Annotated in this window: 27 protein-coding genes; 20 read left to right on the top strand and 7 right to left on the bottom strand. The window is 72.7% G+C overall.

Annotated features, from left to right (window positions below):
* Positions 1–40 precede the first annotated feature (40 nt).
* On the top strand, positions 41–538 hold the full coding sequence (locus tag JT721_RS02170) for a GtrA family protein (RefSeq protein ID WP_205471233.1): 498 nt from the start codon (positions 41–43) through the stop codon (positions 536–538).
* A gap of 27 nt (positions 539–565) precedes the next feature.
* Here the strand turns inward: JT721_RS02170 and JT721_RS02165 are convergent, their stop codons facing one another.
* Both JT721_RS02165 and JT721_RS02160 read right to left on the bottom strand, forming a co-directional pair.
* Positions 566–1,165 (bottom strand): nucleoside triphosphate pyrophosphatase, encoded by a 600-nt coding sequence (locus tag JT721_RS02165; protein ID WP_205471232.1) that lies wholly within the window; start codon positions 1,163–1,165, stop codon positions 566–568.
* Between the two features lie 10 nt (positions 1,166–1,175).
* Positions 1,176–1,781, bottom strand: a complete 606-nt coding sequence (locus tag JT721_RS02160) for a TetR/AcrR family transcriptional regulator (RefSeq protein WP_307827845.1) — start codon at positions 1,779–1,781, stop codon at positions 1,176–1,178.
* A gap of 76 nt (positions 1,782–1,857) precedes the next feature.
* Between JT721_RS02160 and JT721_RS02155 the strand changes: the two genes are divergently transcribed.
* Positions 1,858–3,294 (top strand): DHA2 family efflux MFS transporter permease subunit, encoded by a 1,437-nt coding sequence (locus JT721_RS02155; RefSeq protein ID WP_205471231.1) that lies wholly within the window; start codon positions 1,858–1,860, stop codon positions 3,292–3,294.
* Positions 3,295–3,317: 23 nt separating this feature from the next.
* On the opposite strand, the gene JT721_RS02150 is transcribed toward JT721_RS02155, so the two are convergent.
* Entirely contained in the window at positions 3,318–3,536 is a 219-nt protein-coding gene (locus JT721_RS02150) for an acyl-CoA carboxylase epsilon subunit (protein ID WP_205471230.1), read from the bottom strand.
* Between the two features lie 166 nt (positions 3,537–3,702).
* On the bottom strand, positions 3,703–5,322 hold the full coding sequence (locus tag JT721_RS02145; RefSeq protein WP_205471229.1) for an acyl-CoA carboxylase subunit beta: 1,620 nt from the start codon (positions 5,320–5,322) through the stop codon (positions 3,703–3,705).
* A 43-nt stretch (positions 5,323–5,365) separates the two neighbouring features.
* Here JT721_RS02145 and JT721_RS02140 point away from each other — a divergent pair, with 43 nt between their 5' ends.
* The 7 genes from JT721_RS02140 to JT721_RS02110 all read left to right on the top strand — a co-directional run bounded on the left by JT721_RS02140 (position 5,366) and on the right by JT721_RS02110 (position 11,034).
* A complete protein-coding gene (locus JT721_RS02140; RefSeq protein WP_307827844.1) occupies positions 5,366–6,163 on the top strand; it encodes a biotin--[acetyl-CoA-carboxylase] ligase in 798 nt (265 codons plus the stop codon).
* 12 nt (positions 6,164–6,175) lie between these two features.
* A complete protein-coding gene (locus tag JT721_RS02135) occupies positions 6,176–6,682 on the top strand; it encodes a PH domain-containing protein (protein ID WP_205471227.1) in 507 nt (168 codons plus the stop codon).
* Positions 6,669–7,667, top strand: coding sequence for an adenylate/guanylate cyclase domain-containing protein (locus tag JT721_RS02130; protein ID WP_205471226.1), 999 nt, complete (start codon positions 6,669–6,671; stop codon positions 7,665–7,667). Before JT721_RS02135 ends, JT721_RS02130 begins: the two co-directional genes overlap by 14 nt.
* A 142-nt stretch (positions 7,668–7,809) precedes the next feature.
* A complete protein-coding gene (locus tag JT721_RS02125) occupies positions 7,810–8,118 on the top strand; it encodes a winged helix-turn-helix domain-containing protein (RefSeq protein WP_205471225.1) in 309 nt (102 codons plus the stop codon).
* A gap of 103 nt (positions 8,119–8,221) precedes the next feature.
* Positions 8,222–9,328 carry a 5-(carboxyamino)imidazole ribonucleotide synthase gene (locus JT721_RS02120; RefSeq protein ID WP_240339987.1) on the top strand — a complete coding sequence of 369 codons (1,107 nt, stop codon included), beginning with the start codon at positions 8,222–8,224 and terminating at the stop codon, positions 9,326–9,328.
* 3 nt (positions 9,329–9,331) lie between these two features.
* On the top strand, positions 9,332–9,850 hold the full coding sequence (gene purE / locus JT721_RS02115; RefSeq protein ID WP_205471223.1) for a 5-(carboxyamino)imidazole ribonucleotide mutase: 519 nt from the start codon (positions 9,332–9,334) through the stop codon (positions 9,848–9,850).
* A complete protein-coding gene (locus JT721_RS02110; protein WP_205471222.1) occupies positions 9,850–11,034 on the top strand; it encodes a heparan-alpha-glucosaminide N-acetyltransferase domain-containing protein in 1,185 nt (394 codons plus the stop codon). Before purE ends, JT721_RS02110 begins: the two co-directional genes overlap by 1 nt.
* 6 nt (positions 11,035–11,040) lie before the next feature.
* Here the strand turns inward: JT721_RS02110 and JT721_RS02105 are convergent, their stop codons facing one another.
* Entirely contained in the window at positions 11,041–11,451 is a 411-nt protein-coding gene (locus JT721_RS02105; RefSeq protein ID WP_205471221.1) for a CoA-binding protein, read from the bottom strand.
* Positions 11,452–11,625: 174 nt separating this feature from the next.
* Here JT721_RS02105 and JT721_RS02100 point away from each other — a divergent pair, with 174 nt between their 5' ends.
* Both JT721_RS02100 and JT721_RS02095 read left to right on the top strand, forming a co-directional pair.
* Positions 11,626–12,195, top strand: a complete 570-nt coding sequence (locus JT721_RS02100; protein WP_205471220.1) for a Dps family protein — start codon at positions 11,626–11,628, stop codon at positions 12,193–12,195.
* Between the two features lie 133 nt (positions 12,196–12,328).
* Positions 12,329–13,162 carry a sigma-70 family RNA polymerase sigma factor gene (locus JT721_RS02095; RefSeq protein ID WP_307827843.1) on the top strand — a complete coding sequence of 278 codons (834 nt, stop codon included), beginning with the start codon at positions 12,329–12,331 and terminating at the stop codon, positions 13,160–13,162.
* A gap of 225 nt (positions 13,163–13,387) precedes the next feature.
* On the opposite strand, the gene JT721_RS02090 is transcribed toward JT721_RS02095, so the two are convergent.
* Together JT721_RS02090 and JT721_RS02085 are read right to left on the bottom strand one after the other, a co-directional pair.
* Entirely contained in the window at positions 13,388–14,281 is an 894-nt protein-coding gene (locus tag JT721_RS02090; RefSeq protein WP_307827842.1) for a crotonase/enoyl-CoA hydratase family protein, read from the bottom strand.
* A complete protein-coding gene (locus tag JT721_RS02085) occupies positions 14,254–15,447 on the bottom strand; it encodes an LCP family protein (protein WP_205471219.1) in 1,194 nt (397 codons plus the stop codon). Before JT721_RS02085 ends, JT721_RS02090 begins: the two co-directional genes overlap by 28 nt.
* A gap of 24 nt (positions 15,448–15,471) precedes the next feature.
* On the opposite strand from JT721_RS02085, the gene JT721_RS02080 reads away from it, so the two are divergent.
* From JT721_RS02080 to JT721_RS02040, 9 genes are all read left to right on the top strand, one after another.
* On the top strand, positions 15,472–15,990 hold the full coding sequence (locus JT721_RS02080) for an acyl-CoA thioesterase (protein WP_205471218.1): 519 nt from the start codon (positions 15,472–15,474) through the stop codon (positions 15,988–15,990).
* Between the two features lie 90 nt (positions 15,991–16,080).
* Positions 16,081–17,508 carry an LCP family protein gene (locus tag JT721_RS02075; RefSeq protein ID WP_307827841.1) on the top strand — a complete coding sequence of 476 codons (1,428 nt, stop codon included), beginning with the start codon at positions 16,081–16,083 and terminating at the stop codon, positions 17,506–17,508.
* Between the two features lie 69 nt (positions 17,509–17,577).
* Complete coding sequence (locus JT721_RS02070; protein ID WP_205471217.1) at positions 17,578–18,606, top strand: 5'-3' exonuclease H3TH domain-containing protein; 1,029 nt, start codon at positions 17,578–17,580, stop codon at positions 18,604–18,606.
* Between the two features lie 73 nt (positions 18,607–18,679).
* A complete protein-coding gene (locus tag JT721_RS02065; RefSeq protein WP_205471216.1) occupies positions 18,680–19,600 on the top strand; it encodes a glycosyltransferase family 2 protein in 921 nt (306 codons plus the stop codon).
* On the top strand, positions 19,597–20,496 hold the full coding sequence (locus JT721_RS02060; protein ID WP_205471215.1) for a glycosyltransferase: 900 nt from the start codon (positions 19,597–19,599) through the stop codon (positions 20,494–20,496). The genes JT721_RS02065 and JT721_RS02060 overlap by 4 nt, the downstream gene beginning before the upstream one ends.
* A gap of 6 nt (positions 20,497–20,502) precedes the next feature.
* Positions 20,503–21,681: a UDP-galactopyranose mutase gene (gene glf, locus JT721_RS02055; RefSeq protein ID WP_374220854.1), complete on the top strand. Its 1,179-nt coding sequence runs from the start codon at positions 20,503–20,505 to the stop codon at positions 21,679–21,681.
* Positions 21,678–23,696 carry a glycosyltransferase gene (locus tag JT721_RS02050; RefSeq protein ID WP_205471214.1) on the top strand — a complete coding sequence of 673 codons (2,019 nt, stop codon included), beginning with the start codon at positions 21,678–21,680 and terminating at the stop codon, positions 23,694–23,696. Before glf ends, JT721_RS02050 begins: the two co-directional genes overlap by 4 nt.
* Positions 23,689–24,585 carry an ABC transporter permease gene (locus JT721_RS02045; RefSeq protein ID WP_205471213.1) on the top strand — a complete coding sequence of 299 codons (897 nt, stop codon included), beginning with the start codon at positions 23,689–23,691 and terminating at the stop codon, positions 24,583–24,585. The genes JT721_RS02050 and JT721_RS02045 overlap by 8 nt, the downstream gene beginning before the upstream one ends.
* Positions 24,582–25,361 (top strand): ABC transporter ATP-binding protein, encoded by a 780-nt coding sequence (locus JT721_RS02040; protein WP_205471212.1) that lies wholly within the window; start codon positions 24,582–24,584, stop codon positions 25,359–25,361. Before JT721_RS02045 ends, JT721_RS02040 begins: the two co-directional genes overlap by 4 nt.
* Position 25,362: the final 1 nt, after the last annotated feature.

The following is a 25,362-nucleotide window of genomic DNA, read 5'->3' as shown; positions in this document are numbered from 1 at the left end:
ATGACGGGTCCGGCCCCGCGCCTGCCGTAGCCTCGTGCGCATGCCCGACCGGTTCCAGCGTCTCCTGCGCGAGGCAGGACGCTTCATCGCCGTCGGCGGGGCGGCCACCCTGGTGGCCCTGTTCCTGTTCAACCTGCTGGTCCACGGCTTCGGCTTCGGGTCGCCGCTGCGGCACAACCCGTTCGTCGCCTACGTCGTCGCCAACACGGTGGGGATGTTCGTCAGCTACCACGGCAGCCGCAGCTACGCCTTCCGCGACCGGACGTCGCGCTACGCCGACGGCGGCATGACCGCCTACGCCGTGATCAACTTCCTGACCATGCTGCTGCCGATCGCCTGCCTGGGCGTGAGCCGCAACCTGCTCGGCCTCGACGACCCGGTCTCCGACAACCTCGCGGCCAACGTGATCGGCGGCCCGCTCGGGCTGATGGCCCGCTTCTACCTGTTCCGCACCTTCGTCTTCCACCGGCCGATCGCGATCACCGAGATCTACGACGAGCCCGACCCGAGCGCCGACGACGTCACCGCCCAGGCCTGACCGGCCGGTCCGGCGCCCGGAGGACGCTCAGCGGTTCCAGAACGACGGCCAGGCATGACCCAGCCGTCCGGCGAGGTCGCGCAGCAGCGGCAGGCTGACGCCGACCACGGTGTGGTGGTCGCCCTCGACGCGGGTCACGAACGCCCCGCCGTACCCGTCGATGGTGAACGCGCCGGCGACGTGGAGCGGCTCGCCGGTCGCGACGTAGGCCTCCACCTCCGCGTCGGAGAGGTCGGCGAAGTGGACGGTGGTCGACGCCGTGTCGGCGGCCTCGGCGCCGGTCGCGGTGTCGACCAGGCAGTGACCGCTGTGCAGCACCCCGCTGCGCCCGCGCATCGACCGCCACCGCCGGGCGGCCTCCTCGGGGGTGCCGGGCTTGCCGTGGGCGTCCCCGTCGAGCTCGAGCACCGAGTCGCAGCCCAGCACCAGCGCGGCCGCCGGCAGGTCGTCGCGCGCGGCGACGGCGCGGCACTTGAGCCGGGCCAGGCCCAGCGCGAGGTCGGCCGGGGCGAGACCGGTCAGCTGGTCCTCGTCGACGCCCGACACCACGACCACCGGCTCGACGCCCGCGGCGCGGAGGGTCGTGAGCCGGGCGGGGGACTGGCTGGCCAGGACGAGCGTGGTCACGCCTCGCAGCCTAGGAGGCCCCCGGAGCCGGGACCTCCAGCGCCTCGCCGAAGGTGCAGCGGGCCAGCACGTCGAGGCTGGCGGACTCGCCGAGGTGCTCGGGGGCGTGCATCGACAGCATCACGTTGATGAGCATGCCGTGGGCCACGAAGTCGCGGGCGACCTCCTCGGGCCACCCGGTCTCGAGCACGGCTGCGAAGATGCCGGCCATGCAGGCCCGGCTGTGCGCCGCGATCTCGGGCACCTGGCCGGCGGAGAAGCCGTGCATCATCACCTGCAGCAGGTCGCGGTCGGCCATCAGCTCGTTGTAGGCCTCGCCGAGCCGGATCGCGTCCTCCTCGCTGTCGGGGTCGAACGGCCGCTCGGCGATGACCGTCTCGAACGCATCGCGGATCCGGCCGACCGACCGGTCCAGGACCTCGAGGAACAGGTCGAGCTTGGTGCCGAAGATGCGCACGACGTACGGCTGCGAGACGCCCGCCTCCTTGGCCACCGCGTCGGTGCTGGTGCCGTGGTAGCCGCCGCGGGCGAAGGCCCGGGTGGCGGCGTCGAGCACCAGCTCCCGGCGCTCGTCGGCGGACATCCGGGTGGTGGAAGCGGCGGGTGGCGGGGTCACGGTTGACAGGTTATCACTCGATTACTTATTGTCCTGGTGTAAGTAATCATTCAATGCCTTCTTTGTTGGAGCCGTGATGACCGTCCTCGACCCGCCCCGCCCCGCTGGCCGTCCCGCCGACGCACCCGCCCGCCGCTCCCGCCGGCGCCCGGTGGGCCTCGCCGTGCTCGCCGCCTCGCTCCCGATGTTCATGGCCACCCTCGACAACCTGGTGATGACCACTGCGCTGCCGGTGGTCCGGGTCGACCTCGGGGCCACGGTCAGCCAGCTGTCGTGGTTCCTCAACGCCTACACGCTCACCTTCGCCACCTTCATGCTCCCCGCGGCGACGCTCGGCGACCGGCTGGGCCGGCGGCGGGTGATGCTCGCCGGCATCGCCGTGTTCACCCTGGCCTCGGTGGCCTCGGCGCTGAGCACCTCGGCGGAGGCGCTGATCGCCGCCCGGGCGGTGCAGGGCCTCGGGGCGGCCGCGATCATGCCGCTGTCGCTGACCCTCCTCGCCTCCGCCGTCCCGGTCGCCATGCGCGGCGCCGCCATCGGCATCTGGGGCGGCGTCTCCGGCCTGGGCGTCGCCCTCGGCCCCGTGGTCGGCGGCGCGGTGGTCGAGGGCGTGAGCTGGCAGGCGATCTTCTGGCTCAACGTGCCGGTGGCCCTCGTCGCCGTCCCGCTGCTGCTGACCTCGGTGTCCGAGTCGCGCGGCACCTGGCAGCGCCTGGACCCGGTCGGCACCCTGCTGCTCGGCGGCGCGGTCTCCCTCGGCATCTGGGGGATCGTCCACGGCAACGACGACGGCTGGACCTCCGCCGGGGTGCTGGTCCCGCTGGTGGTCTCGGCGCTGCTGGTGCCGGCGTACGTCGTCTGGGCGCGCGGCCGCAGCTGGGCCACCCTGCCGCTGCGGCTCTTCGCCTCGCGCGGCTTCTCGGTGGCCAACGTCGTCGGCCTGACCTTCACCCTCGGCATGTTCGGGGCGGTGTTCCTGCTCTCGCAGTACCTCCAGGTCGTGCAGGGCTACTCCCCGCTCGAGGCCGGGCTGCGCACGCTGCCGTGGACCGCCGCACCGATGGTGGTCGCGCCGATCGCCGGCGCGCTGTCGGGCCGGGTGGGGGTGCGGGCCCTGCTGGTGACCGGGCTGGTGCTCCAGACGGTGTCGCTGGCCTGGTTCGCGTGGCTCACCGAGACGGGCCAGGACTACCCGGCGTTCGTGCCGGCCCTGGCGCTGGCCGGCATCGGCATGGGCCTCACCTTCGCGCCCAGCGCCACCGCCGTCCTCGACGGGCTGGCGGACGCCGACTTCGCCACCGCCAGCTCGGCCAACTCCACCATCCGGGAGTTCGGCGTCGCGCTCGGCGTGGCGGTGCTGACCGCCGTCTTCCTCGGCAACGGCGGGCAGCTGACCCCGGTCGGCTACGACGGCGCCGTGGGGCCCGCCCTGCTCACCGGTGCCGGCGCGGTCGCCGTGGCGGTCGTCGCGGCGCTGTTCGCACCGGGGCGACCCGCTCCCTCGAGGGACTGAGGGTCAGGCAGCTGCGCGGCGCGTCAGCGGGGCAGCCCGCTGGCGCGCCAGCCGCCCTGGCCGTGCGGCAGCGTGCGCCGGGCCGCGCGACCGGGGTGCGCCCACTGCGAGCGGGCCGGGCGGGCCGGCGCCTCGTCCCCGCCCAGCGCCGCGAACACCGCCACGATCGCCGCGACCTCCTCCGGCGTGGTGTCGGGGGTGACGACGCGGAGCAGGGGCTGGGCGTCGGGGGTGTCGGTCACGTCTGCCTCCTGCAGGTCACGTGGTGTGGGGTCGTCGCTCGCGGTCCGGCCACCGCAGGCTAGGGGTGCGCCGAGCCGGCGCTGCGGCCGCTCCTCCGCTTCGCTCCCCCGCAGCAGTACCGCCGGCTCGGCGAGATCCCGCTGCTCGGGGACGCTCCGCGCCCCCTCACAGCGGGATGTTCCCGTGCTTCTTCGGGGGCAGCGTCTCGCGCTTGGTGCGCAGCAGGCGCAGCGCCCGGACCACCTCGAGGCGGGTCTCGTGCGGGGTGATGACCGCGTCGACGTAGCCCCGCTCGGCGGCGATGTAGGGGTTGGCCAGCGTGGTCTCGTACTCGTCGATCAGCTCGGCGCGCTTGGCCTCGACGTCGCCGCCCTCGGCCTCGATCTGGGCCAGCGTCTTGCGGTGCACGATGTTGGCCGCGCCCTGGGCGCCCATCACCGCGATCTGCGCGGTGGGCCAGGCGAGGTTGATGTCGGCGCCGAGGTGCTTGGAGCCCATCACGTCGTAGGCACCGCCGTAGGCCTTGCGGGTGATCACGGTGACCAGCGGGACGGTGGCTTCGGAGTAGGCGTAGATCAGCTTGGCGCCCCGGCGGATGATGCCGTTCCACTCCTGGTCGGTGCCGGGCAGGAAGCCGGGTACGTCGACGAACGTCAGCACCGGGATGTTGAACGCGTCGCAGAAGCGCACGAACCGAGCGGCCTTCTCGGAGGCGTCGATGTCGAGCGTGCCGGCGAACTGCATCGGCTGGTTGGCCACCACACCCACCGAGCGGCCCTCGACCCGGCCGAAGCCGACGATCAGGTTGGGCGCGAACAGCTCCTGGACCTCGAGGAACTCCTCGTCGTCGAGCACGGCGGTGATCACGTCGTGCATGTCGTAGGGCTGGTTCGGCGAGTCGGGGATGATCGTGTCGAGCGTGCGGTCGAGGTCGGTGACCTCCGCCTCGGCGACGTCGTCGTACGCCGGCACCTCGTCGAGGTTGTTCTGCGGCAGGTAGGACAGCAGCGCCTTGACGTACTCGATCGCGTCGTCCTCGTCGGCGCCCATGTAGTGGGCGTTGCCCGACCTGGTGTTGTGGGTGCGCGCGCCGCCGAGCTCCTCCATCGAGACGTCCTCGCCGGTGACGGTCTTGATCACGTCGGGGCCGGTGATGAACATCGCCGAGGTCTGGTCGACCATGACCGTGAAGTCGGTGACCGCGGGGGAGTAGACGTGGCCGCCGGCGCAGTTGCCCATGATCATCGAGATCTGGGGGATCACGCCCGAGGCGTGCACGTTGCGCCGGAAGATCTCGCCGTAGAGGCCCAGCGACACCACGCCCTCCTGGATCCGGGCGCCGGCCCCCTCGTTGATGCCGATGATCGGGCACCCGGTCTTGATGGCGAGGTCCATCACCTTGGTGATCTTCTCGCCGTAGACCTCGCCGAGCGAGCCGCCGAAGACCGTGAAGTCCTGGGAGAACACGCAGACCTGCCGGCCGTCGATGGTGCCGTAGCCGGTCACCACGCCGTCGCCGTAGGGGCGGTTCTTCTCCAGGCCGAACGCCGTCGACCGGTGCCTGGCCAACTCGTCGAGCTCGACGAACGAGCCCTCGTCGAAGAGCAGCTCGATCCGCTCGCGGGCGGTCTTGCGCCCCTTCGCGTGCTGCTTCTCCACCGCCTTGGCCGAGCCGGCGTGGACCGCCTCGTCGAGGCGGCGGTCGAGGTCGGCGAGCTTGCCGGCCGTGGTGTGGATGTCGATCTCCGTCGGGACGTCGGTGCCTTCGCCCGGGTGTGCGCTCACGTGTGCTGGCCTCCTTGGTCGATCGTGCGCCAAGGTAGTGCACGTGACGACCCCGCCCGACGGCCGCCCACCCCTTGACGTGGCGCGGCTGGCGGCGGCCGAGGGGTCGGTGGAGGTGGTGGCCACCGCGACGTCGACCAACGCCGTGGTCGCCGAGCGGGCCCGGGAGGGCGCCGCGGACGGCCTCGTCGTCGTCGCCGAGGAGCAGACCGCGGGTCGCGGTCGCCTCGACCGCACCTGGGAGGTGCCGCCCCGTGCCGCGCTGACGTTCTCGGTGCTGCTGCGACCCACGGCCCCGCCGGCGCGCTGGCCGTGGCTGCCGCTGCTCACCGGCCGGGCGGTGGCCACCGCCCTGCGCGCTGCCGGGGTCGAGGCGGGGCTCAAGTGGCCCAACGACGTACTGGTCGGAGACCGCAAGATCGCGGGCATCCTGCTCGAGCGGGTCGAGACCCCGCAGGGCCCGGCCGCCGTGGTCGGCATCGGCCTCAACGTCGCTCAGGACGCCCCCGAGCTGCCGGTCGCGACCGCCACCTCGGTCGCGCTCGAGCTCGGACGCGGGGCCGACCGCACCGACCTCCTGCTCGGGCTGGTGGCCGCGCTGCGCGGCGGCTACGCCGACTGGCAGGCCGGCGGCGACGCGGGCGCCGAGCGGCTGCGCGCGGCGTACGCCGCCGACTGCGTGACCCTGGGCCGCGACGTGCGCGTCGAGCTGCCCGGCGGCGACGCCCTCACCGGGCGGGCCGTGGGTGTCGACGCGGGCGGGCGGCTGGTGGTCGAGCACGCCGGCGGGAGCACCGCGGTGGCGGCCGGCGATGTCGTCCACGTGCGGGCGCAACAGTGACATGATGCGGCCGTGGCCATCTCACAGAAGCTGCTGAACGAGGGCGAGAAGGTGCTGCTGAGCATGCGCCAGCACCCCAAGGCGCTGTTCCCGCCGCTGTTCGTGCTCGTGCTGCTGCTGGCGGTGGGCGTCGCGGTGCAGGTGCTGATCGACCAGGAGGTCGTCACGCTGGTGACCTGGATCGTGCTCGGCCTCGCCATCGCCTGGTACGTCGTGCGCCCGTTCCTGCTCTGGCTCACCGCGGTGCACGCGATCACCGACCGGCGGATCATCACCCGCTGGGGGATCCTCACCCGCCGGGGCCACGACATCCCCCTCAAGCGGATCAGCGACATGTCGATCGAGATCAACCTCATCGACCGGCCGTTCGGCTGCGGGACGCTGATCATCACCAACGCCTCGACCGACGGCAACGTGCACCTCCACGACATCCCGCGCGTCGAGCAGACCAAGCTGCTGATCCACAACCTCGTCAACGACATCCAGGACCCGTCCCCCCGGGCCGATGAAGGGGTCTGAGCCCCCGGCCTCGAGCCGCGCGGACCAGGCCGACGACCTGCAGCGCGCCATCCTGCGCGACGAGCCCGTCTACGACGCCGCGCAGGTCGCCGCCGAGACCGGCGTCGACCTCGAGCAGGCCCGGCGGCTGTGGCGGGCGCTCGGCTTCCCCGAGTCGGGCAACGCGGTCGCCTACACGGAGAACGACGTCGAGGCGTTGCGCTCGGTGGCGGGCTGGATCAGCACCGGCCTGCTCGACGCCGACCTGGCGGTCAACCTCAGCCGCGCGGTCGGGCAGACCATGGCCCGGCTGGCCGACTGGGAGGTCTCGGCGCTGGTGCACCGGGTGGAGGAGATGCAGCCCGGCCCCGAGGGCGCGGGCGAGCGCCTCGAGCTGGCGACCCGGATGGTGGAGGAGTTCGCGGCGCCGTTCGAGCAGATGCTGGTCTACGTCTGGCGCCGCCACCTCGCGGCCGTGCTGACCCGGATCAGCGGGCTGGCCGACGACGAGGACCTCCACACCAGCAACCTCACGGTCGGGTTCGCCGACATCGTCAGCTTCACCGCCCTGTCGAACCAGATCCGCCAGGACCGGATCGGCGACCTGGTCGAGCTGTTCGAGGCGCGCTGCGCCGACGTGGTCGCGACCCAGCACGGCCGGGTGATCAAGAGCATCGGCGACTCGGTGCTGTTCGTGAACGACGACCCCGTGCGCGGCTACGACACCGCCGAGGGGATCATCAACGTGATCGGGCGCGACCCGCGGATGCCCGACGTCCGGGTCGGCCTGGCCACCGGCTCGGTGGTGCTGCGGCTCGGCGACGTCTTCGGCCCGCCGGTCAACCTCGCCTCCCGGCTCACCGCGGTCGCCCGGCGCAACCGGATCATCATCGACGCCGAGACCGCCGGCCTGCTCCCGGCCGACCAGTTCGAGACCCGGCCGCTGCCGGCCCGGCCGGTGCGCGGCTTCGGGCTCGTCGAGCCGGTCGCCGTCCGCCGGGCCTGAGCGGTCGCTGACCGGTTCCGGCCGTCCCGCCTGCGAGGCGGGGAACGGCGCCGTCCGAGCGACACCGTCTGGCAGCAACCTGCCACTGTCAATTTCGGGCGTGCCTCTTCCGTCGCCCGGGCCCGGTTCCTACGGTGAGCGGGTGCTGCAGGTGCAGGAGATCAGGATCGACCCGGAGAACCGCCGGGCGTGGCGCGGCGACGAGGAGGTCCGCCTCTCGCGCAAGGAGTTCGACCTGGTGCACGCGCTGATCGCTCGCGCGGGTGACATCGTCACCCGCGACGAGCTGATGCGCGACGTCTGGAAGACCACGTTCTGGACGTCGTCGAAGACGATCGACGTCCACTTGGGCTGGGTGCGCCGCAAGCTCGGCGACGACAGCCGGCGGCCGCACCTGATCACCACGATCCGCGGCCAGGGGCTGCGGTTCGAGCGCGAGGCGCCCGCCTGACGGCGGCCCCCGAGGGCCCCGCCGGGCCACCCCCTAGGCTGACCGCGTGAGTGCGAGCCAGGCCCCCACCGTGGCCGTGATCGGGGGCGGCCAGCTCGCCCGGATGATGGCGCAGCCCGCGATCGCGCTCGGGCTCCCGCTGCGGCTGCTGGCCGAGGCCGAGGGGGTCTCCGCCGCCCAGGTGGTGCCCGACCACGTGATCGGCGACCACGCCGACCTATCGACCCTGCGCCGGGTCACCGCGGGTTGTGCGGTCGTCACCTTCGACCACGAGCACGTGCCGACCGAGCACCTGCGCGCGCTCGCCGCCGACGGCCTCGCGGTGCGGCCCGGCCCCGATGCGCTGGTGCACGCCCAGGACAAGGCCGTGATGCGCGAGCGGCTCGGCGCGCTCGGGTTGCCCTGCCCCCGCAACGCGGTGGTGACCACCCCCGAGGAGGTCGCGGCGTTCGGCTTCCCGTGCGTGCTCAAGACGACCCGCGGCGGCTACGACGGCAAGGGGGTCTGGGTGGTCCGCGACGCGACCGGCTGCGCCGAGCCGTTCCGGGTGGCCGCCGAGACCGGGGTGGCGATCCTGGCCGAGGAGCTCGTGGAGTTCCGCCGCGAGCTCTCCGCGCTGGTCGCCCGCTCGCCGAGCGGCCAGGCGGCGGCGTACCCCGTGGTCGCCTCGACCCAGCTCGACGGCATCTGCCACGAGGTCGTCGCCCCCGCCCCCGACCTCGACCCCGCGCTGGCCGGGCAGGCCCAGGAGGTCGCACTGCGGATCGCCGGCGAGCTCGACGTGACCGGCATCCTCGCGGTGGAGCTGTTCGAGACCGTCGACGGGCGGATCCTGGTCAACGAGCTCGCCATGCGACCCCACAACACCGGGCACTGGACCCAGGACGGCGCGGTGACCTCGCAGTTCGAGAACCACCTCCGCGCGGTGCTCGACCTGCCGCTCGGGTCGCCCGCGCCCCGGGCGCGCTGGACGGTGATGGTGAACATCCTCGGCGGCCCCGACCCCGAGGTGGGCCGGCTGTGGGACGGCTACCCCCACGCGCTGGCGCGAGACCCCCGGCTGCGCGTGCACCTCTACGGCAAGGAGCAGCGCCCCGGCCGCAAGGTGGGCCACGTCAACACCTACGGCGACGACCTCGACGACTGCCTCGAGCGGGCCCGCCACGCGGCCGCCTGGTTCCGCGGCGACCTCGGCAACGAGAGTGAGTGAGAGATGAGTGAGCAGCCCCGCGTCGGGATCGTGATGGGCTCCGACTCCGACTGGCCGGTGATGAAGGCCGCGGCGGAGGCGCTGGCCGAGTTCGACGTGCCCCACGAGGCCGACGTCGTCTCGGCGCACCGGATGCCCGAGGAGATGCTCGACTACGGGCGGCAGGCCGCAGGCCGCGGGCTGTCGGTGATCATCGCCGGCGCCGGGGGAGCCGCCCACCTGCCGGGGATGCTCGCGGCGGTGACGCCGCTGCCGGTGATCGGGGTGCCGGTGCCGCTGAAGAACCTCGACGGCCTCGACTCGCTGCTCTCGATCGTGCAGATGCCGGCCGGCGTGCCGGTGGCGACCGTCGCGGTCGGCGGCGCCCGCAACGCCGGGCTGCTCGCCGTCCGGGTGCTGGCGGCCACCGACCCCGCCCTGCGGGACCGGATGGCGCAGTTCCAGGACGACCTGCGGCGTGCTGCCCAGGAGAAGGGTGCGGCGGTGCGCAACGACCTGGCGCCGCGCCGGCTCGGCTTCTGATGGCGGCGCCGGCGGCGCCCCGCACGGGACGGCTCGTCGGCCTCGACGTCGCCCGCTGCCTGGCGCTGCTGGGCATGGTCGCCACCCACGTCCTCGACGCTCGCGACCCCGACGGCACGATCAGCGCCGCCCAGTGGCTGGCCGGGGGGCGGGCCTCGGCCCTGTTCGCCGTGCTGGCGGGGGTGAGCATCGCGCTGGTCACCGGTCGCCGCGAGCCGGTGCGCGGCCGGGCCGGCTGGGCGCTGCGCGGCGGACTCGTGGTGCGCGCCCTGCTGGTCGCCGGGCTGGGGCTGCTGCTCGGCATCCCCGACTCCGGGCTCGCGGTGATCCTCACCTACTACGGCGTGCTGTTCCTGCTCGCGCTGCCGTTCACCGGGCTCCGCACCGGACCGCTGCTGTGGTTGGCCGTCGGGTGGGTGCTGGTGGCGCCGGTGGTCTCCCACCTGCTGCGCCCCCACCTCCCCGAGCGCGGCGTCGAGAGCCCCCAGCCCGACCAGCTCGGCTCGCCCGGTCGGCTGCTCTCCGAGCTGCTGCTCACCGGCTACTACCCGGCGCTGCCGTGGCTGGCCTACGTCCTGCTCGGGCTGGCGATCGGGCGCGCCGACCTCGCCAGCCGCCGGGTGCAGGCCCTGCTCGCCGGGGTCGGCCTGGCGGTGGCGGTCGCCGCCACCCAGGTCTCGCACGCGCTGACCCGGCAGGCCGACGTCGTCGCCGGCCTCCTGCGCGACCGGCCCGACCTCGACGGCGGGCCGGCGCTGCTCGACGAGATCTCCACCGGCATGTACGGCAACCCCCCGCGCGACGGGTCGTCCGACTGGCTGCTCGTCGTCGCGCCTCACAGCAGCACGCCGTTCGACCTCGCCCAGACGATGGGCAGCGCGGCGCTGGTGATCGGGGCCTGCCTGCTGGTCGTCGGCACGCTCGGGCGGGTGGCGACCCGGGCCACGGCGATCGTCTTCGGCGCCGGCACGATGACGCTGACCCTCTACAGCCTGCACGTGCTGCTGCACACCGAGGACGTGTGGCCGCCCGACGACGCCGCCGGGTTCGGCCGCCACGTGGCGGTGCTGGTGGTGATCGGTGCGGTGTTCGTGGCAGGCGGGCTGCGCGGGCCGCTGGAGCGGCTCGTGAGCGCGGCGGCCGGCGCCGTCAGCCGGCGGCTGGCCGGCGCGCGCCCGTCGTAGCGGACCTCAGCCGCGGCGCCACTCGATGGCGGGGCAGGTGTCCATCGTCATCGCGACGCCCGCCGCCGTCGTGCGCTCGAAGGCGTCGTGGTCGACGACGCCGAGCTGGAACCAGACCCCCCGCGCTCCGATCGCCACTGCCTGGTCGGCGAACTCGCCGGCCGCCTCGGACCGGCGGAACACGTCGACCACGTCGACGGGGAACGGGATGTCGGCGAGCGTGGGGTAGGCGAGCTCGCCGAGCACGGTCAGCTCGCCGTCGGCCGAGGGGTGCACCGGCACCACCCGCTTGCCGCGCTGCTGGAGCAGCTCGGCGATCGAGTACGCCGTGCGCGCGGGGTCGCCGCCCAGGCCCACCACGGCCCAGGTCTCGCACTCGTCGAGCATCATCCGCACCGCGCCGGGGCTCTCCACCATGCCTCGAGCGTAGGCAGCACCTGGTCGCCGAGGTAAAAACCGCGACGGTCGCGCATGCCGCGCCGTACCCGGGGTACGCCACCGGTGCCGGGGCCGCCCGAACACCCCCCATCCGGGCGGCTCCGGCACGGCCGCCGTCGTATGTCCCGCTCGCGGCACGGGTATCGGAACGGCATGGCTACGAACTTCGACCCGTCCACGCTGCGCTACACGGTCCCGGGGATGAGCGACGACGACGCCAAGCGGGTCGTCGCCCTGCTCCAGGAGCGGCTGCACGCGGCCAACGACCTGCACCTGACCCTCAAGCACGTGCACTGGAACGTCGTCGGCCCCCACTTCATCGCCGTCCACGAGATGCTCGACCCCCAGGTCGACGCGGTGCGCGGCTTCGCCGACGACCTGGCCGAGCGGATCGCGACCCTCGGCGCGTCGCCGATCGGCACCCCGGGCGTGCTGGTCAAGGAGCGCACCTGGGACGAGTACTCCATCGGGAGGGCCACGACCCAGGAGCACCTGTCGGCGCTCGACCTCGTCTACCAGGGCGTGATCTCGAGCTACCGCGACGGCATCAAGGAGCTCGACGAGCTCGACCTGGTCACCCAGGACATGTTCATCTCGCAGACCGAGCAGCTGGAGCTGTTCCACTGGTTCGTCCGGGCCCACCTCGAGGACAAGGGCGGAGCGCTCTCCACCGAGGGTGCCACCACCGAGGCCGAGGCGGTCGCCTCCGCCGGGGACTCCTGAGCCGCCCGCTCCACCAGCACCTCTCGACCAGTCCCTCGCCGGCCCGCCGGCGGGGGACTAGTCGATTTCCTGACCGAAAGGACGATGATCCCGACCGCTCCCCGCTGCCAGTGTCGAGTGCACAGATGTTCACGTGACTGCACTGATGGGGGTGTGGATCATGCCATCGACGTACGCCGACGCGGTGCTCCCCGCGCTGGACAGCCGGACGTCCGAGGGCTCCCTCGACGAGGGACGTGCGGCCGAGACCGCGCGCCTGTTCGCGCTGGCCAGGACCGCGCCCGCGGGCGAGCGCGAGCAGCTCGAGAACGAGATCATCGCGACCAACCTGCGGGTCGCCCACGCGATCGCCCGCAGCTACCGCAACCGCGGCATCGCCGACGACGACCTCGACCAGGTCGCCGGCCTGGGCCTGGTCAAGGCCGTGCGCGGCTTCGACCCGACCCTGGGCCACGACTTCCTGGCGTTCGCGGTGCCGACGGTTCGCGGGGAGCTGCGCCGCCACTTCCGCGACGCCGGCTGGGCGATCCGCCCGCCGCGCCCGGTGCAGGAGACCCAGGCGAAGGTGACCGCGGCGCAGGCCGTGCTCGCCCAGGAGCTCGGCCGCGCCCCCCGGCCCGCCGAGCTCGCCGAGCACCTCGGCCTGCCCCACGACCTCGTCGTCGACGCCCTCGGCGCCAGCGGGCTGTTCCAGCCCGTCTCCCTCGACGTGCCCGGCGACGGAGCCTCGCCGACCGACACCTGGGGTGAGGTCGACCCGGCGTACGCCCTCACCGAGGACCTGGTCTCGCTGAGCCCGCTGGTGCACGAGCTCACCGACCGCGAGCGCCGGATCATCGAGCTGCGCTACTTCGCCGACGCCACCCAGGCCCAGATCGGCGCCGAGCTCGGCGTCAGCCAGGAGCAGGTCTCGCGCCTGCTCTCCCAGATCCTCGGGCGCCTGCGCCGCCAGCTCGCCGCCGCCTGACCCGTCGGTGGTCGAGGAAGTCGCGCTGGCGACTGTCTCGAAACCCCCGCCGGCCGACCGCCCTCCCGTCCCCACGGGATGCGGGCACGCGTCTCGCCGACCCGGCGCTAACTAGCGCCGGCTCGGCGAGAACGGGGGTTGCTCGCGCGTGGTTGCGGCAGGGCGTTCGTCCCACCGGGTTTCGAGACGGGACTCCGTCCCTCCTCAACCAGCGGTGGGCGGGCGTCAGAAGATCTCGGGGAGCTCCGAGGCTCGGCCGGTGAACGACGCGGGGCGCTTCTCGCGGAAGGCGGCGACGCCCTCCTTGCCGTCGGCCACCGAGGTGTGGAAGACGCCGAGGGACTCGGCGAGGTGGGCGTCGAGGGGGTGGGGGGCGCCGGCGCCGCGGAGCAGGAGCTGCTTGGCCAGGCCGAGGGCGACGGGGGAGCGGCCGCGCACGAAGGAGCGAGCCAGGTCGAGGGCGGCCGGCACCAGCTCGTCGGGCTCGTGCACCGAGCGCAGCAGACCTCCGGCGAGGGCCTGGTCGGGGGTGAGGATGTCGGCGGAGTAGATCCACTCCAGCGCCTGCTGGAGCCCGACGAGGCGGGGCAGGAACCAGGTCGAGCAGGCCTCGGGCACGATGCCGATCCGCCCGAAGACGAACCCGATCCGGGCGGCGGTCGAGGCCAGCCGGAGGTCCATGGCCAGGGTCATGGTGGCGCCGATGCCGACGGCGGGGCCGTTGACGGCGGCGAGCACCGGCTTGGGCAGCGCGTGGATCGCGAGGGTGACCTTGCCGCCGGTGTCGCGGATGCCGTCCTGGTACGGCGCCTCGGCGTACCGCTCGCGCAGCTCGGCCGGGGTCGGGCGCAGGCTCTCGTCGAGGCCGAACACGTTGCCCTCGGCGGAGAGGTCCATGCCGGCGCAGAACGCCCGGCCGGCGCCGGTGACCACCACCGCGCGGATCGCGTCGTCGTGGGCGTCGGTGGTGAAGAACCGCTCGAGCTCGCGCGCCATCGTGAGGTCGAAGGCGTTGAGCTGGTCGGGGCGGTCGAGGGTCAGCAGCGCCACCCCGTCGTCGTCGACGACGCAGGTGAGGGTCTCGTAGGTGCTCAGCGGGGCAGTCCCTTCGGGGTGCACAGGCTCTTGCCGATGCTGTCGGTGTCGTCCTCGATGATCTTCTGGAACATCTCCGGGGCCCGCTCGGGGTCCCAGTTGACCGCCAGGTCGGCGATGGGGACCACGCAGGTGAGGCCGGAGTCGCCGTCGACGCGGGTCATCGCCATCGCCCACAGGCCGGCGCGCATCGCGCTGGTTCCCTCGCCGAAGGCGAAGAAGTCGGGCGTGGAGTGGGTCAGCTGCCACCAGCGCACCGGGTTGAGCACGGTCCACGGCGACATCACCTTCGCACCGACGGCCGAGACCACCTCACGCTGGCGGCGCACCCGGTCGATGTCGCCGAGGGCGGCGGTCTTGCGCGACCGCGCGTAGCCGAGCGCGACCTTGCCGTCGACCTCCTGGCAGCCCTTCTTGATGTTCAGACCGGCCTGGGCGTCCTTCATGTCGCGGCGCGGGCAGATCTCGATGCCGCCGACCGCGTCGACGACGCCGACGACGCCGCCCATCCCGATCTCGACGTAGTCGTCGACCCGGATGCCGGTGTTGCTCTCGATGGTGCGCACGAGCAGCTGCGGGCCGCCGAAGGCGTAGGCGGCGTTGATCTTGTTGGTGCCGCGGCCGGGGATGTCGACGATGGAGTCGCGGGGCAGCGAGAGCAGCACGTTGGGGCCGCTGCCGGTGTGGAGCAGCATGATCGTGTCGGTGCGCTGGCCCTCGGCGTCGCCGGTCGCGAGCTCGCGGCGCTCCTTCTTGCTCAGGCCGGCGCGGGAGTCGCTGCCGACCAGGAGGTACGTGGTGCCGGGCTGGTCCTTCGGGCGGTCGCCGTCGGGCTCCCACGCCACCTTGTTCACGCTGGTCCAGGCATGGATCGGCGTGCCGACCGTGAACGCCACCCACAGCAGCAGCAGGACCAGCAGGTAGCGCAGGCGGAACCGGCGCCGCGGCCGGGAGGGGCCGTCGTCGGGGTCGCCGGGGCCGGGGGAGGGTGCGATCGGCGGCGGGGTGGGACGCACCGGCTCGCGCGGCTGGGTGCGCATCACCCGCGTCTCGTCGGGCCGCGGGTCGCGGGGTCGCTGCTGCGCCGGCCGGGTGGGCGGGGGCTGCTCCGGGGGTGGGCCGCCCTCGCCGTAGAGCCAGGAGTACTCGGGTCCGTCCTCCGGACCGTCGTTCCGGGGACGGTCTGCCATGCGGGTGACGCTACCGTGCACGGCATGACCGGAGCCGACGAGGACCTCGGCACGCTGCCGCCGTCGTACGGGCGGGTGTCGCTCGGCGTGGTGATGTCGCGCAGCGAGGCCAACCTGCTGGGCAACATCCACGGCGGTGAGATCGTCAAGCTCGCCGACTCCACCGCCGGCGCCGTGGCCCAGCGCCACAGCGGGGGCCCCGCGGTCACCGCGGCGCTCGACGAGATGGCCTTCCTCGAGCCGGTGCACGTCGGCGACATCGTGCGCACCTTCGCCCAGGTCAACTGGGCCGGGCGCTCCTCGATGGAGATCGGCTGCCGGGTCGAGGCCCAGCCGTGGGACGACCCGTCGGCGCCGCCCAAGCACGTCGCTTCGGCGTACTTCGTGTTCGTGGCGGTCGACCCCGACGGCCGGGCCCGGCCGATCCCCGGCCTCCAGCCCGAGAGCCCCCACGAGGTGCGCCGCCAGCACGAGGCCGAGATCCGGCGAACCCACCGCCTGGCGAGCCGCGCCGAGATCGAGCAGAGCCGCTCCGGGGGCTGACCGGCGCGTCGTCCGGCCTGTGACGCCTGTGACTGGTGATACTGGGCGGGCTGAGTCTTCCCCCTCTTCCCTCAGCACGGAGTCGAACCAGTGACCCACCACGGCTCGCGCAGCAACCCCCAGGACCGGGCCGCCCGGATCCGGTTCCGGCGGGCGCTCGCGCTCATGCTCATGACCCTCGTCCTGCCCGGGTCGGCGCAGGTCGCTGCCGGCAACCCCCGCGTCGGGCGGATCGCGATCCGCACCTGGTTCGTGCTGGTGGGGCTGCTGCTCGTGGGCGTGCTGGTGGCCCTGGTCAGCCGCGACTCGGTGTTCGCGATGGCCTCCGACACCACGCTGCTGCAGGCCGTCCGGCTGGTCCTGATCGGGCTGGCGATCGGCTGGGCGGTGCTGTTCATGGACGCCTGGCGGCTCGGCCAGCCGCTGAGCCTGGCCCTGGGCCACCGACGCGCGATCGTGGGCGTGAACGGCGTGCTGTGCCTCACCGTCGCCAGCGTGCTGCTCTTCGGCGCCCACCTGGTCGGCGTCCAGCGCACCTTCATCCAGGCGACCTTCGGCGCCACCGACGTCAGCGACTCCGCCGACGGCCGCTACAACGTGCTGCTCCTCGGCGGCGACTCCGGGGCCGACCGGTGGGGGCTGCGCCCCGACTCGCTCACGGTCGCGAGCATCGACGCGCGCACCGGCCGCACGGTGCTGATCGGCCTGCCGCGCAACCTCGAGGACTTCCCCTTCCGGCGGGGGAGCGTGATGGCCGAGCAGTTCCCCGACGGCTTCGACTGCGACGGGTGCTACCTCAACGGCGTCAGCACCTGGGCGCAGGACAACGCCGAGCTGTTCCCCGGCTCCGACAACCCCGGCGTGGACGCCACGGTGATGGCGGTCGAGGGGATCACCAAGCTCGACATCAGCTACTGGGCGATGGTCAACCTGCGCGGCTTCGAGGACCTCGTCGACGCCGTCGGCGGGGTCACCCTCACCGTGCGCCAACCGATCCCGGTGGGCGGCCTCGGGTCCGACGTGACCGGCTACATCGAGCCGGGCCGCCGCAAGCTCGACGGCGCCGAGACCCTCTGGTTCGCCCGGGCGCGCGAGGGCTCCGACGACTACTCGCGGATGGCCCGCCAGAAGTGCGTGATGAGCGCGATGCTCGACCAGGTCAGCCCCCAGGTCGCGCTGCGCAACTTCAAGGAGATCGCCGAGGCGAGCTCGGCGATGATCTCCACCAACCTGCCGGCCAGCGAGCTCGACCGGTTCATGTCCCTCGCGCTCAAGGCCAAGGCCCAGCGGATCGCCTCGGTCTCGCTCGTGCCGCCGCTCATCGACACCGCCGACCCCGACGTCCGGCTGATGCGCCGCACCGTCGCCGAGGCGATCGCCAAGGCCGAGGGCGAGGCCCCGGCACCGAGGAAGGCCGGCAAGCCCCGCCCGGACACCGTGGTCACCGGGGGCTCGCTGGGCTCGCGCGACGAGGGGTACGCCGCCAACCACGCCGAGGACCTCGCCTCCGCCTGCTGACCGGTCCTGCACGGGCGGCCGGGCCCGCCGCCGACCGGGTGGGGGCGGCCCCGCCTAGGGTGGTGCGCGATGACCACCACCGTCCTCGCCGTCGACGGCAACTCGCTGCTCCACCGCGCCTTCCACGCGTCGGCGGCCAGCGGGTTCCGCACCCGCGACGGCCGGCCGGCGTGGGCGGTGCGCGGCCTGCTCTCCCAGCTGGTGGCCGCCGTCGACCGGGTCTGCGCCGACGTGGTGGTGGTCGGCTTCGACGACCCCGCCACCAGCCTCCGGCGTGAGCAGTGGCCCACCTACAAGGCGCACCGCCAGCCCAAGCCGGACACCCTGCTGAGCCAGCTGGCGCTGGCGGTCGAGGTGCTGCGGGAGCTGGGCGTCGTCGTCGTGGTGCCGCCCGGCCTCGAGGCCGACGACGTGCTCGCCAGCGTCGCCGCGCAGGCGCCGGCCCTGGGCGCCCGGACCGTGCTGGCCACCTCCGACCGCGACGCGTTCGCGCTCGTCGACGAGCACACCCGGGTGCTGCGGATCCTCAACGGCGGCGTCGACGCCTCGCCGCTGCTCGACCCCGCCCGGCTCGAGCTGGTCACCGGCGTCCGCCCCGAGCAGTACCTCGACCTGGCCGCGCTGCGCGGCGACGCGTCCGACAACCTCCCCGGGGTGCCGGGCTTCGGGGCCAAGACCGCGGTGCGGCTGCTGGCCGCGCTCGGCACCGCCGAGGCGGCGTTCGCCGACGCCGCCGACGGAGGGAAGCGGTGCCGCGAGGCCATCGGCCCGGCCCGCACCCGGGCACTGACCACCCCGGAGGCCCGGGAGCGCTGGGAGCTCAACCGTCAGGTGATGACCATGCACCGCACCGCCGAGCTGGGCCTCGATCCCGCGGCCGGCACCGGCACCCTGCCGCTGCCCGACGAGGTGGTGCGGGCCGTCTACGGCCGCCACGACCTGTTCGTGCCCGCGGCGCTGCGGGCGCTCACCCTGGCCGAGCCGGAGCGGCCTCGGGCACCGGTCTCGGTCGAGCCCCACTGGCGCCCGGCTCCGGCGCGCCGGGTCGAGCCGCTGCCGCGGCTGCAGCCGGCCTACGTGCAGGACACCCTGTTCTGAGCGCCGGGTTCTGAGCGCCGGGTTCTGAGCGCCGGGTTCTGAGCGCTGCCCGGCCCCTCCTAGGGTGGAGGCCGTGACCCCGCCGCCCGAGACCCCCCGCATCGCGGCGGTCGTGGTCACGTTCAACCGGCTCGGCCTGCTGACCGGGCTGGTCGAGCGGTTGCGCGAGGTGCCGGAGCTGGCCGAGGTGCTGGTCGTCGACAACGCCTCCACCGACGGCACGGGGGCGTGGCTGGCCGCCCAGGACCGCATCGAGGCGCGCACCCTGCCGGAGAACGTCGGCGGCGCCGGCGGCTTCCACGAGGGCCTGCGCTGGGCCGTCGAGCGCGGGGCCGACCTGGTCTGGCTGATGGACGACGACGGGCTGCCCGAGCCCGACTGCCTGTCGCGACTGCTCGCCGACCGGCGCGACCTGGAGTTCTGGGGGCCGCTGGTGGTCGCCGACGACGACCCCGGGCGGCTGGTGTTCCCGATCCGGCGGCCCGGCACCGCGACCGTGCTGCGCACCGTGGCCGAGGTGACCGCGGCGGTCGACGACCCGCCGTACGTCGGCGACGTGGTGATCCCGTTCAACGGCGTGCTGGTCACCCGCGACCTCGTGGAGCGGATCGGGCTGCCGCGCGCGGAGTTCTTCATCTGGGGCGACGACGTGGAGTACCTGTGGCGGGCCCGCCGGGCCGGCGCCCGGGTGGCGACCCACACCGGCGCGCTCGTGGCCCACCCGGCGACCGACGCCCTCGGCTCGCCGATGCTGCGCGGCCGGGCGACGTACAACCACAGTCCCAGCGACCTCAAGCACTACTGCATGGCCCGCAACAACCTGGTCAACCTCCGCGACTACCACGGCTGGCCGCACGCGCTGGCGTTCGTGGCCAAGACCGCCTGGTTCTACGCGTTCACCCGGCCCAGCCCGGCCCGGCTCTGGCTGAGCGCGCGGGCGATGTGGGCCGGCGTGCGCGGCGACTTCACCGGCCACCGGAGGTTCCTGCGGTGAGCGAGACCGTCGCCGTCGTGGTGGTCACCCACAACCGGGCCGACCTCCTCCAGGGCATGCTCCGCGGCCTGGCCGCCCTCGACCCCGCTCCCGAGGCGGTCGTGGTCGTCGACAACGCCAGCACCGACCACACCCCGCAGGTGCTGGCCGAGGCGACCGTGCCGGGCCTGCGGGTGGTGCGCTCGGAGGAGAACCTCGGCGGCGCCGGCGGCTTCCGGCTCGGCGTGCGCACCGCCTACGACGAGGGCTGGGACCGGCTCTGGCTGATGGACGACGACGTGGTGCCCGCCCCCGACTGCCTCGGGGTGCTGCTGGCCACCGACGAGGACTGCCTGATGGCGGTGCGCGAGGACCGGGCGGGCCGGCTGGTCGAGAAGGCCGCCACCCGGTTCGACCTGCGCAACCCGCTGGCCGTGCGCCCCAAGACCGGCATGGTCGAGACCGAGTGGGGCAGCCGGGAGGCGATGCCCGAGCGGGTCGAGCTCGAGAACGTCGCCTTCGAGGGCTTCATGGTGCGCCGGCGGGTGGTCGAGCGGGTCGGGCTGCCCGACGCGTCGTACTTCATCTTCTACGACGACGTCGACTACGCCATCCGGGCCCGGCGGGCCGGGTTCCGGATCTGGGCGGTGCGCGACGCGGTGCTGGTGCGCCAGCTCGACTTCGACCAGCAGCACGACCTGGCCGGCTGGAAGGGCTACTACATGTACCGCAACCTGTTCGCCGTGCACCTCAGGTACGGCGAGAACCCGCTCGTGCGGCTCAAGCCGTGGCTGGTCACCGCCGCGGTGGTGCTGCTCAGCCCGTGGCGCGGCGGACGGGCCGAGGCGCGGAACGTGATCCGGGCCATGCGCCACGCGCGGGGAATGCGCTCGGTGCCCGGCGCTTCCGTAGACTGACCCATCGTGTCTGCTACCCCTGACCTGCTCGTCGTCGGCTCCGGCTTCTTCGGACTCACCATCGCCGAGCGGTGCGCCGCCGAGCTGGGACTCAAGGTCCTGGTCCTCGAGCGGCGCCCCCACCTCGGCGGCAACGCCTACAGCGAGATCGACCCCGAGACCGGCATCGAGGTCCACGTCTACGGCACGCACCTGTTCCACACGTCGAACAAGAAGGTGTGGGACTACGTCAACCGGTTCACGACGTTCACGAACTACCAGCACCGGGTCTTCGCGAAGTACCAGGGGCAGGTCTACTCGTTCCCGATGAACCTGGCCCTGATCAACCAGTTCTTCGGCCGCAGCCACACCCCCGACGAGGCCCGGGCGCTGATCGCCGAGCAGGCCAGCGAGATCGCCACCGAGGACGCCACGAACCTCGAGGAGAAGGCGATCAGCCTGATCGGGCGGCCGCTCTACGAGGCGTTCGTGAAGGGCTACACCGCCAAGCAGTGGCAGACCGACCCCACCGAGCTGAGCGCCGACATCATCACCCGGCTCCCGGTGCGCTACACCTTCGACAACCGCTACTTCAACGACACCTACGAGGGCCTGCCCACCGACGGCTACACCGCCTGGCTGACCCGGATGGCCGAGCACCCCAACATCGAGGTGCGCACCGACACCGACTTCTTCGACGTGGCCGACCAGTACAAGGGCACGGTCCCGATCGTCTACACCGGGCCGGTCGACGAGTACTTCGGCAACTCCGAGGGGCGGCTGTCGTGGCGCACCGTCGACCTCGAGCGCGAGACCGTCGACGTCGACGACTTCCAGGGCACCGGCGTGGTCAACTACAACGACGCCGACGTGCCCTACACCCGGATCCTGGAGTTCAAGCACCTCCACCCCGAGCGCACCTACCTGCCGGGCAAGTCGATCGTGGTCCACGAGTACTCCCGGTTCGCCGAGGAGGGCGACGAGCCCTACTACCCGATCAACACCGCCGAGGACCGCGCCAAGCTGCTGCGCTACCGCGAGCTGGCCAAGAAGGAGCCGAAGGTGCTCTTCGGCGGCCGCCTCGGCACCTACAAGTACCTCGACATGCACATGGCCATCGGGTCGGCACTGTCGATGTTCGAGAACAAGCTGAGGCCGCACTTCGCCGACGGGGTGCCGCTGACCAGCGGAGGAGTGGACGGATGACGGTCACCACCAGCGGCGGGCCCACCCGGCAGCGGCTGCTGCAGCGGCAGGTGCTGCCGCTCGACAAGGACTTCGACGTCCTCGCGCTCTACGTCGACCCCGAGGAGGCCCGCCTCGACGCCGACCGCTACGAGGTCGGCGGCAACCGGGCGGCCAAGGACCTCAACAACGCCGCGATCCGCCAGTCGACCTCGACCGGGCGCACGATCCACCCCGACCAGATCGAGTCGCGCACGGCGCTGCGGGTGCGCTCGGGCGAGCGGCTCTCGTTCGGCACCTACTTCAACGGCTTCCCGGCCAGCTACTGGCGCCGGTGGACGGTCGTCGACCGGGTCACCCTGACCGTGCGGATGCGCGGCCACGGCGCCAACGTGATCGTCTACAAGTCGATGGCCAACGGCCGCTCCCAGCGGGTCGACTCCGCGACCACCGACGAGCGCGGCGAGGGCACCTTCACCTTCGAGCTCTCGCTGGTGCCGTTCGTCGACGGCGGTTGGTACTGGTACGACGTCGTGGCGGGCGACGACGACGCGGTCGTCGAGTCGGCCGAGTGGACCGCCGAGGTCCCGGAGGACCGCGCCGAGCACGGCACCGTCGACATCGCGATCACCACGATGAACCGGCCCGACTTCTGCGCCAAGCTGCTCGGCCAGATCGGCTCCGACCCCGACCTCGCGCCGTACCTCGACGAGGTGCTGGTCATGGAGCAGGGCACCCAGAAGGTCGTCGACTCCCCGGAGCTGCCGAAGGCGCAGGCCGCGCTCGGCGACCGGCTGCGGATCATCGAGCAGGGCAACCTCGGCGGCTCGGGCGGCTACGCCCGCGGCCAGCTCGAGTCGGTGCGCAAGGGCACCGCGACCTACGCGATGATGATGGACGACGACGTCGTCTGCGAGCCCGAGGGCATCATCCGGGCGGTCACCTTCGGCGACCTCGCCCGCCGTCCCACGATCGTGGGCGGCCACATGTTCAGCCTCTACTCCAAGTCGCGACTGCACAGCTTCGGCGAGATCGTCCAGCCGTGGCGCTTCTGGTGGCAGACCCGCCTCGACGGCTACAGCGACTGGGACCTCGCCGCCCGCAACATCCGCTCGGCGCGCTGGCTGCACAAGCGGGCCGACGTCGACTTCAACGGCTGGTTCATGTGCCTCATCCCGCGCGTGGTGATGGAGGAGATCGGGCTCTCGCTGCCGCTGTTCATCAAGTGGGACGACGCCGAGTACGGCCTGCGCGCCAAGCAGGCGGGCTACCCCACGGTGACGTTCCCCGGTGCCGCCGTGTGGCACGTGCCGTGGACCGACAAGAACGACGCCCTCGACTGGCAGGCCTACTTCCACCACCGCAACCGTCTGGTCGCGGCGCTGCTCCACTCGCCGTACCCCCGGGGCGGCCGGCTGCTGCGCGAGAGCCTCAACCACCAGATCTCCCACCTCGTGGCGATGCAGTACTCGACGGTCGAGATCCGCCACCAGGCCCTCGAGGACGTGCTGGCCGGGCCGCAGGGCCTGCACGCGGCGCTGCCCGGGCGGCTCGCCGAGATCCGCGAGTTCGTCAAGGCGTTCCCCGACGCGCAGCTGCAGAAGGACCCGGACGTCTTCCCGCCGGTGCGTCGCGAGAAGCCCCCCAAGAAGGGCAAGGACGGCACCGAGGTGCCCGGCCGGCTCAGCCAGCTGATCACCGCCGGCCTGGCGCCGATCCGCCACCTCACGCCGGTGCGCCGGATGTCGCGGGAGTTCCCCGAGGCCGAGATCGCCGCCATGGACGCCAAGTGGTACCGCCTCTCGCGCTACGACTCCGCCATCGTCTCGATGAACGACGGCACCTCGGCCGCGCTCTACAAGCGCGACCCCGACCGCTACCGCGACCTGCTGCGCCGCACCCTGGAGATCCACGACCGGCTGCGGCGGGAGTGGCCGCGGCTGGCCGCGGAGTACCGCGCCCAGCTGCCGGCGATCACCAGCCCCGAGGCCTGGGACGAGACGTTCCGGCCCTGGACCACCGGCGGGGATGACTGAGGCGCAGCCGGTGCGCGTCGTCGACGCACCGCTGCTGCCCGCCTCCCACGACCAGGGCCTGGTCGAGGTCTTCCGGCGCCGCTACCTGCTCAAGCTCCTGGTCCGGCGCGAGATCACCGCGCGCTACTCCGGGTCGTTCCTCGGGATGCTGTGGTCCTACATCAACCCGCTGAGCCAGTTCGCGGTCTACTACTTCGTGATGGGGGTGCTGTTCAACCTCCACGAGGACATCCCCAACTTCCCGCTGCACATGTTCTCGGCGATCATCGTCGTGCACTTCTTCACCGAGACCTTCGCGGCCGGCACCCGCTCGATCATGCGCAACAAGGCGCTGGTGCGGAAGATGGCGATGCCACGGGAGATGTTCCCGGTGGCGAGCATGCTGGTCTCGCTGTTCCACGTGCTGCCGCAGGTCGTGATCCTGGTGATCGCCGCCGTCGTCTCGGGGTGGACCCCCGACGCCGTCGGCATGATGTACGCGCTGCTGGCGATCGCGGTGATCATGCTGCTCGGCACGGCGCTGGCGCTGATGTTCAGCGTGGCCAACGTCTTCTTCCGCGACTTCGGCAGCTTCGTCGGCATCCTGACCATGTACGTGCGGTTCGGCGTGCCGATGATCTACCCCTTCACGATGGTCGAGGAGCGGTTCGGACGCTTCGCCGACTACTACCTGCTCAACCCCATCGCCGACGCGGTGCTGCTCTTCCAGCGGGCCTTCTGGGTCGGCACCTCGCGGGACGTGTCGCGCGAGGAGATGATCGTCGACCACATGCCCGACGGCCTGCTGATGCACGGCATGGTCGCGCTGGGGGTGTCGGCGGCGCTCCTCGTGGTGGCGCAGCTGGTCTTCACCCGGCTGGAGAACAAGATCCCGGAGCGGCTGACGTGAGCCATCCCGCCGACACCTCGATCGTGGTCGAGAACGTCACCAAGTCGTTCAGCCTGCGCTACCAGCGCACGTTCAAGCAGCTGACGGTGGCCAAGCTCCAGGGCCGCGAGACCAACAAGCGGTTCAAGGCGCTCGACGACGTGTCGTTCAGCGTCTCGCAGGGCGAGTCGATCGGCCTGATGGGCCTCAACGGCTCCGGCAAGTCCACGCTGCTCAAGCTCGTGCAGGGCGTGATGCGCCCCGACAGCGGCCAGGTGCTGACCCGCGGCCGGATCTCCGGCCTGATCGCCACCGGCGCCGGCTTCCACCCCCAGCTCACCGGTCGCGACAACATCTACCTCAACGCCGCGGTCCTCGGCATGGGGGAGCAGGAGACCCGGCGCAAGTTCGACGACATCGTCGAGTTCGCCGACGTGGGGGAGTTCCTCGACAGCCCGGTCGGCAACTACTCCTCCGGGATGTTCGCCCGGCTCGGCTTCGCGGTCGCCGTGCACGTCGACTGCGACATCTTCCTGGCCGACGAGGTGCTGGCCGTCGGCGACCAGCCGTTCAAGAAGAAGTGCATGGCCCGGATGGAGGAGATCCGCAAGAGCGGGCGCACGCTCTTCTACGTCAGCCACGCCGCCGGCTCGGTGCGCAAGATGTGCGACCGGGTGATCGTGCTCGAGAAGGGCCGGGTCGGCTTCGACGGCGCCGTCGACGCGGGCATCAAGTACGTCAAGTACGACAGCGACGAGGAGCAGAACCCCGACGAGGAGCTCGGCGCGGACATCTGAC

It is taken from the genome of Nocardioides sp. SYSU D00038 (assembly GCF_016924665.1).
Taxonomy (GTDB): domain Bacteria; phylum Actinomycetota; class Actinomycetes; order Propionibacteriales; family Nocardioidaceae; genus Nocardioides.
The sequence above is the reverse complement of the archived record's forward strand: the minus strand, read 5'-3'. Positions and strand labels throughout refer to the sequence as shown.

Bases quoted from the DNA above. Each gene is read 5' to 3' on its own strand.
- JT721_RS02170 (WP_205471233.1), top strand. From the start codon at position 41: ATGCCCGACCGGTTCCAGCGTCTCCTGCGCGAGGCAGGACGCTTCATC.
- JT721_RS02155 (WP_205471231.1), top strand. From the start codon at position 1,858: ATGACCGTCCTCGACCCGCCCCGCCCCGCTGGCCGTCCCGCCGACGCA.
- JT721_RS02130 (WP_205471226.1), top strand. From the start codon at position 6,669: ATGAAGGGGTCTGAGCCCCCGGCCTCGAGCCGCGCGGACCAGGCCGAC.
- JT721_RS02120 (WP_240339987.1), top strand. From the start codon at position 8,222: ATGATGGCGCAGCCCGCGATCGCGCTCGGGCTCCCGCTGCGGCTGCTG.
- purE (WP_205471223.1), top strand. From the start codon at position 9,332: ATGAGTGAGCAGCCCCGCGTCGGGATCGTGATGGGCTCCGACTCCGAC.
- JT721_RS02110 (WP_205471222.1), top strand. From the start codon at position 9,850: ATGGCGGCGCCGGCGGCGCCCCGCACGGGACGGCTCGTCGGCCTCGAC.
- JT721_RS02105 (WP_205471221.1), bottom strand. From the start codon at position 11,451: ATGGTGGAGAGCCCCGGCGCGGTGCGGATGATGCTCGACGAGTGCGAG.
- JT721_RS02100 (WP_205471220.1), top strand. From the start codon at position 11,626: ATGGCTACGAACTTCGACCCGTCCACGCTGCGCTACACGGTCCCGGGG.
- JT721_RS02085 (WP_205471219.1), bottom strand. From the start codon at position 15,447: ATGGCAGACCGTCCCCGGAACGACGGTCCGGAGGACGGACCCGAGTAC.
- JT721_RS02080 (WP_205471218.1), top strand. From the start codon at position 15,472: ATGACCGGAGCCGACGAGGACCTCGGCACGCTGCCGCCGTCGTACGGG.
- JT721_RS02070 (WP_205471217.1), top strand. From the start codon at position 17,578: ATGACCACCACCGTCCTCGCCGTCGACGGCAACTCGCTGCTCCACCGC.
- JT721_RS02050 (WP_205471214.1), top strand. From the start codon at position 21,678: ATGACGGTCACCACCAGCGGCGGGCCCACCCGGCAGCGGCTGCTGCAG.
- JT721_RS02045 (WP_205471213.1), top strand. From the start codon at position 23,689: ATGACTGAGGCGCAGCCGGTGCGCGTCGTCGACGCACCGCTGCTGCCC.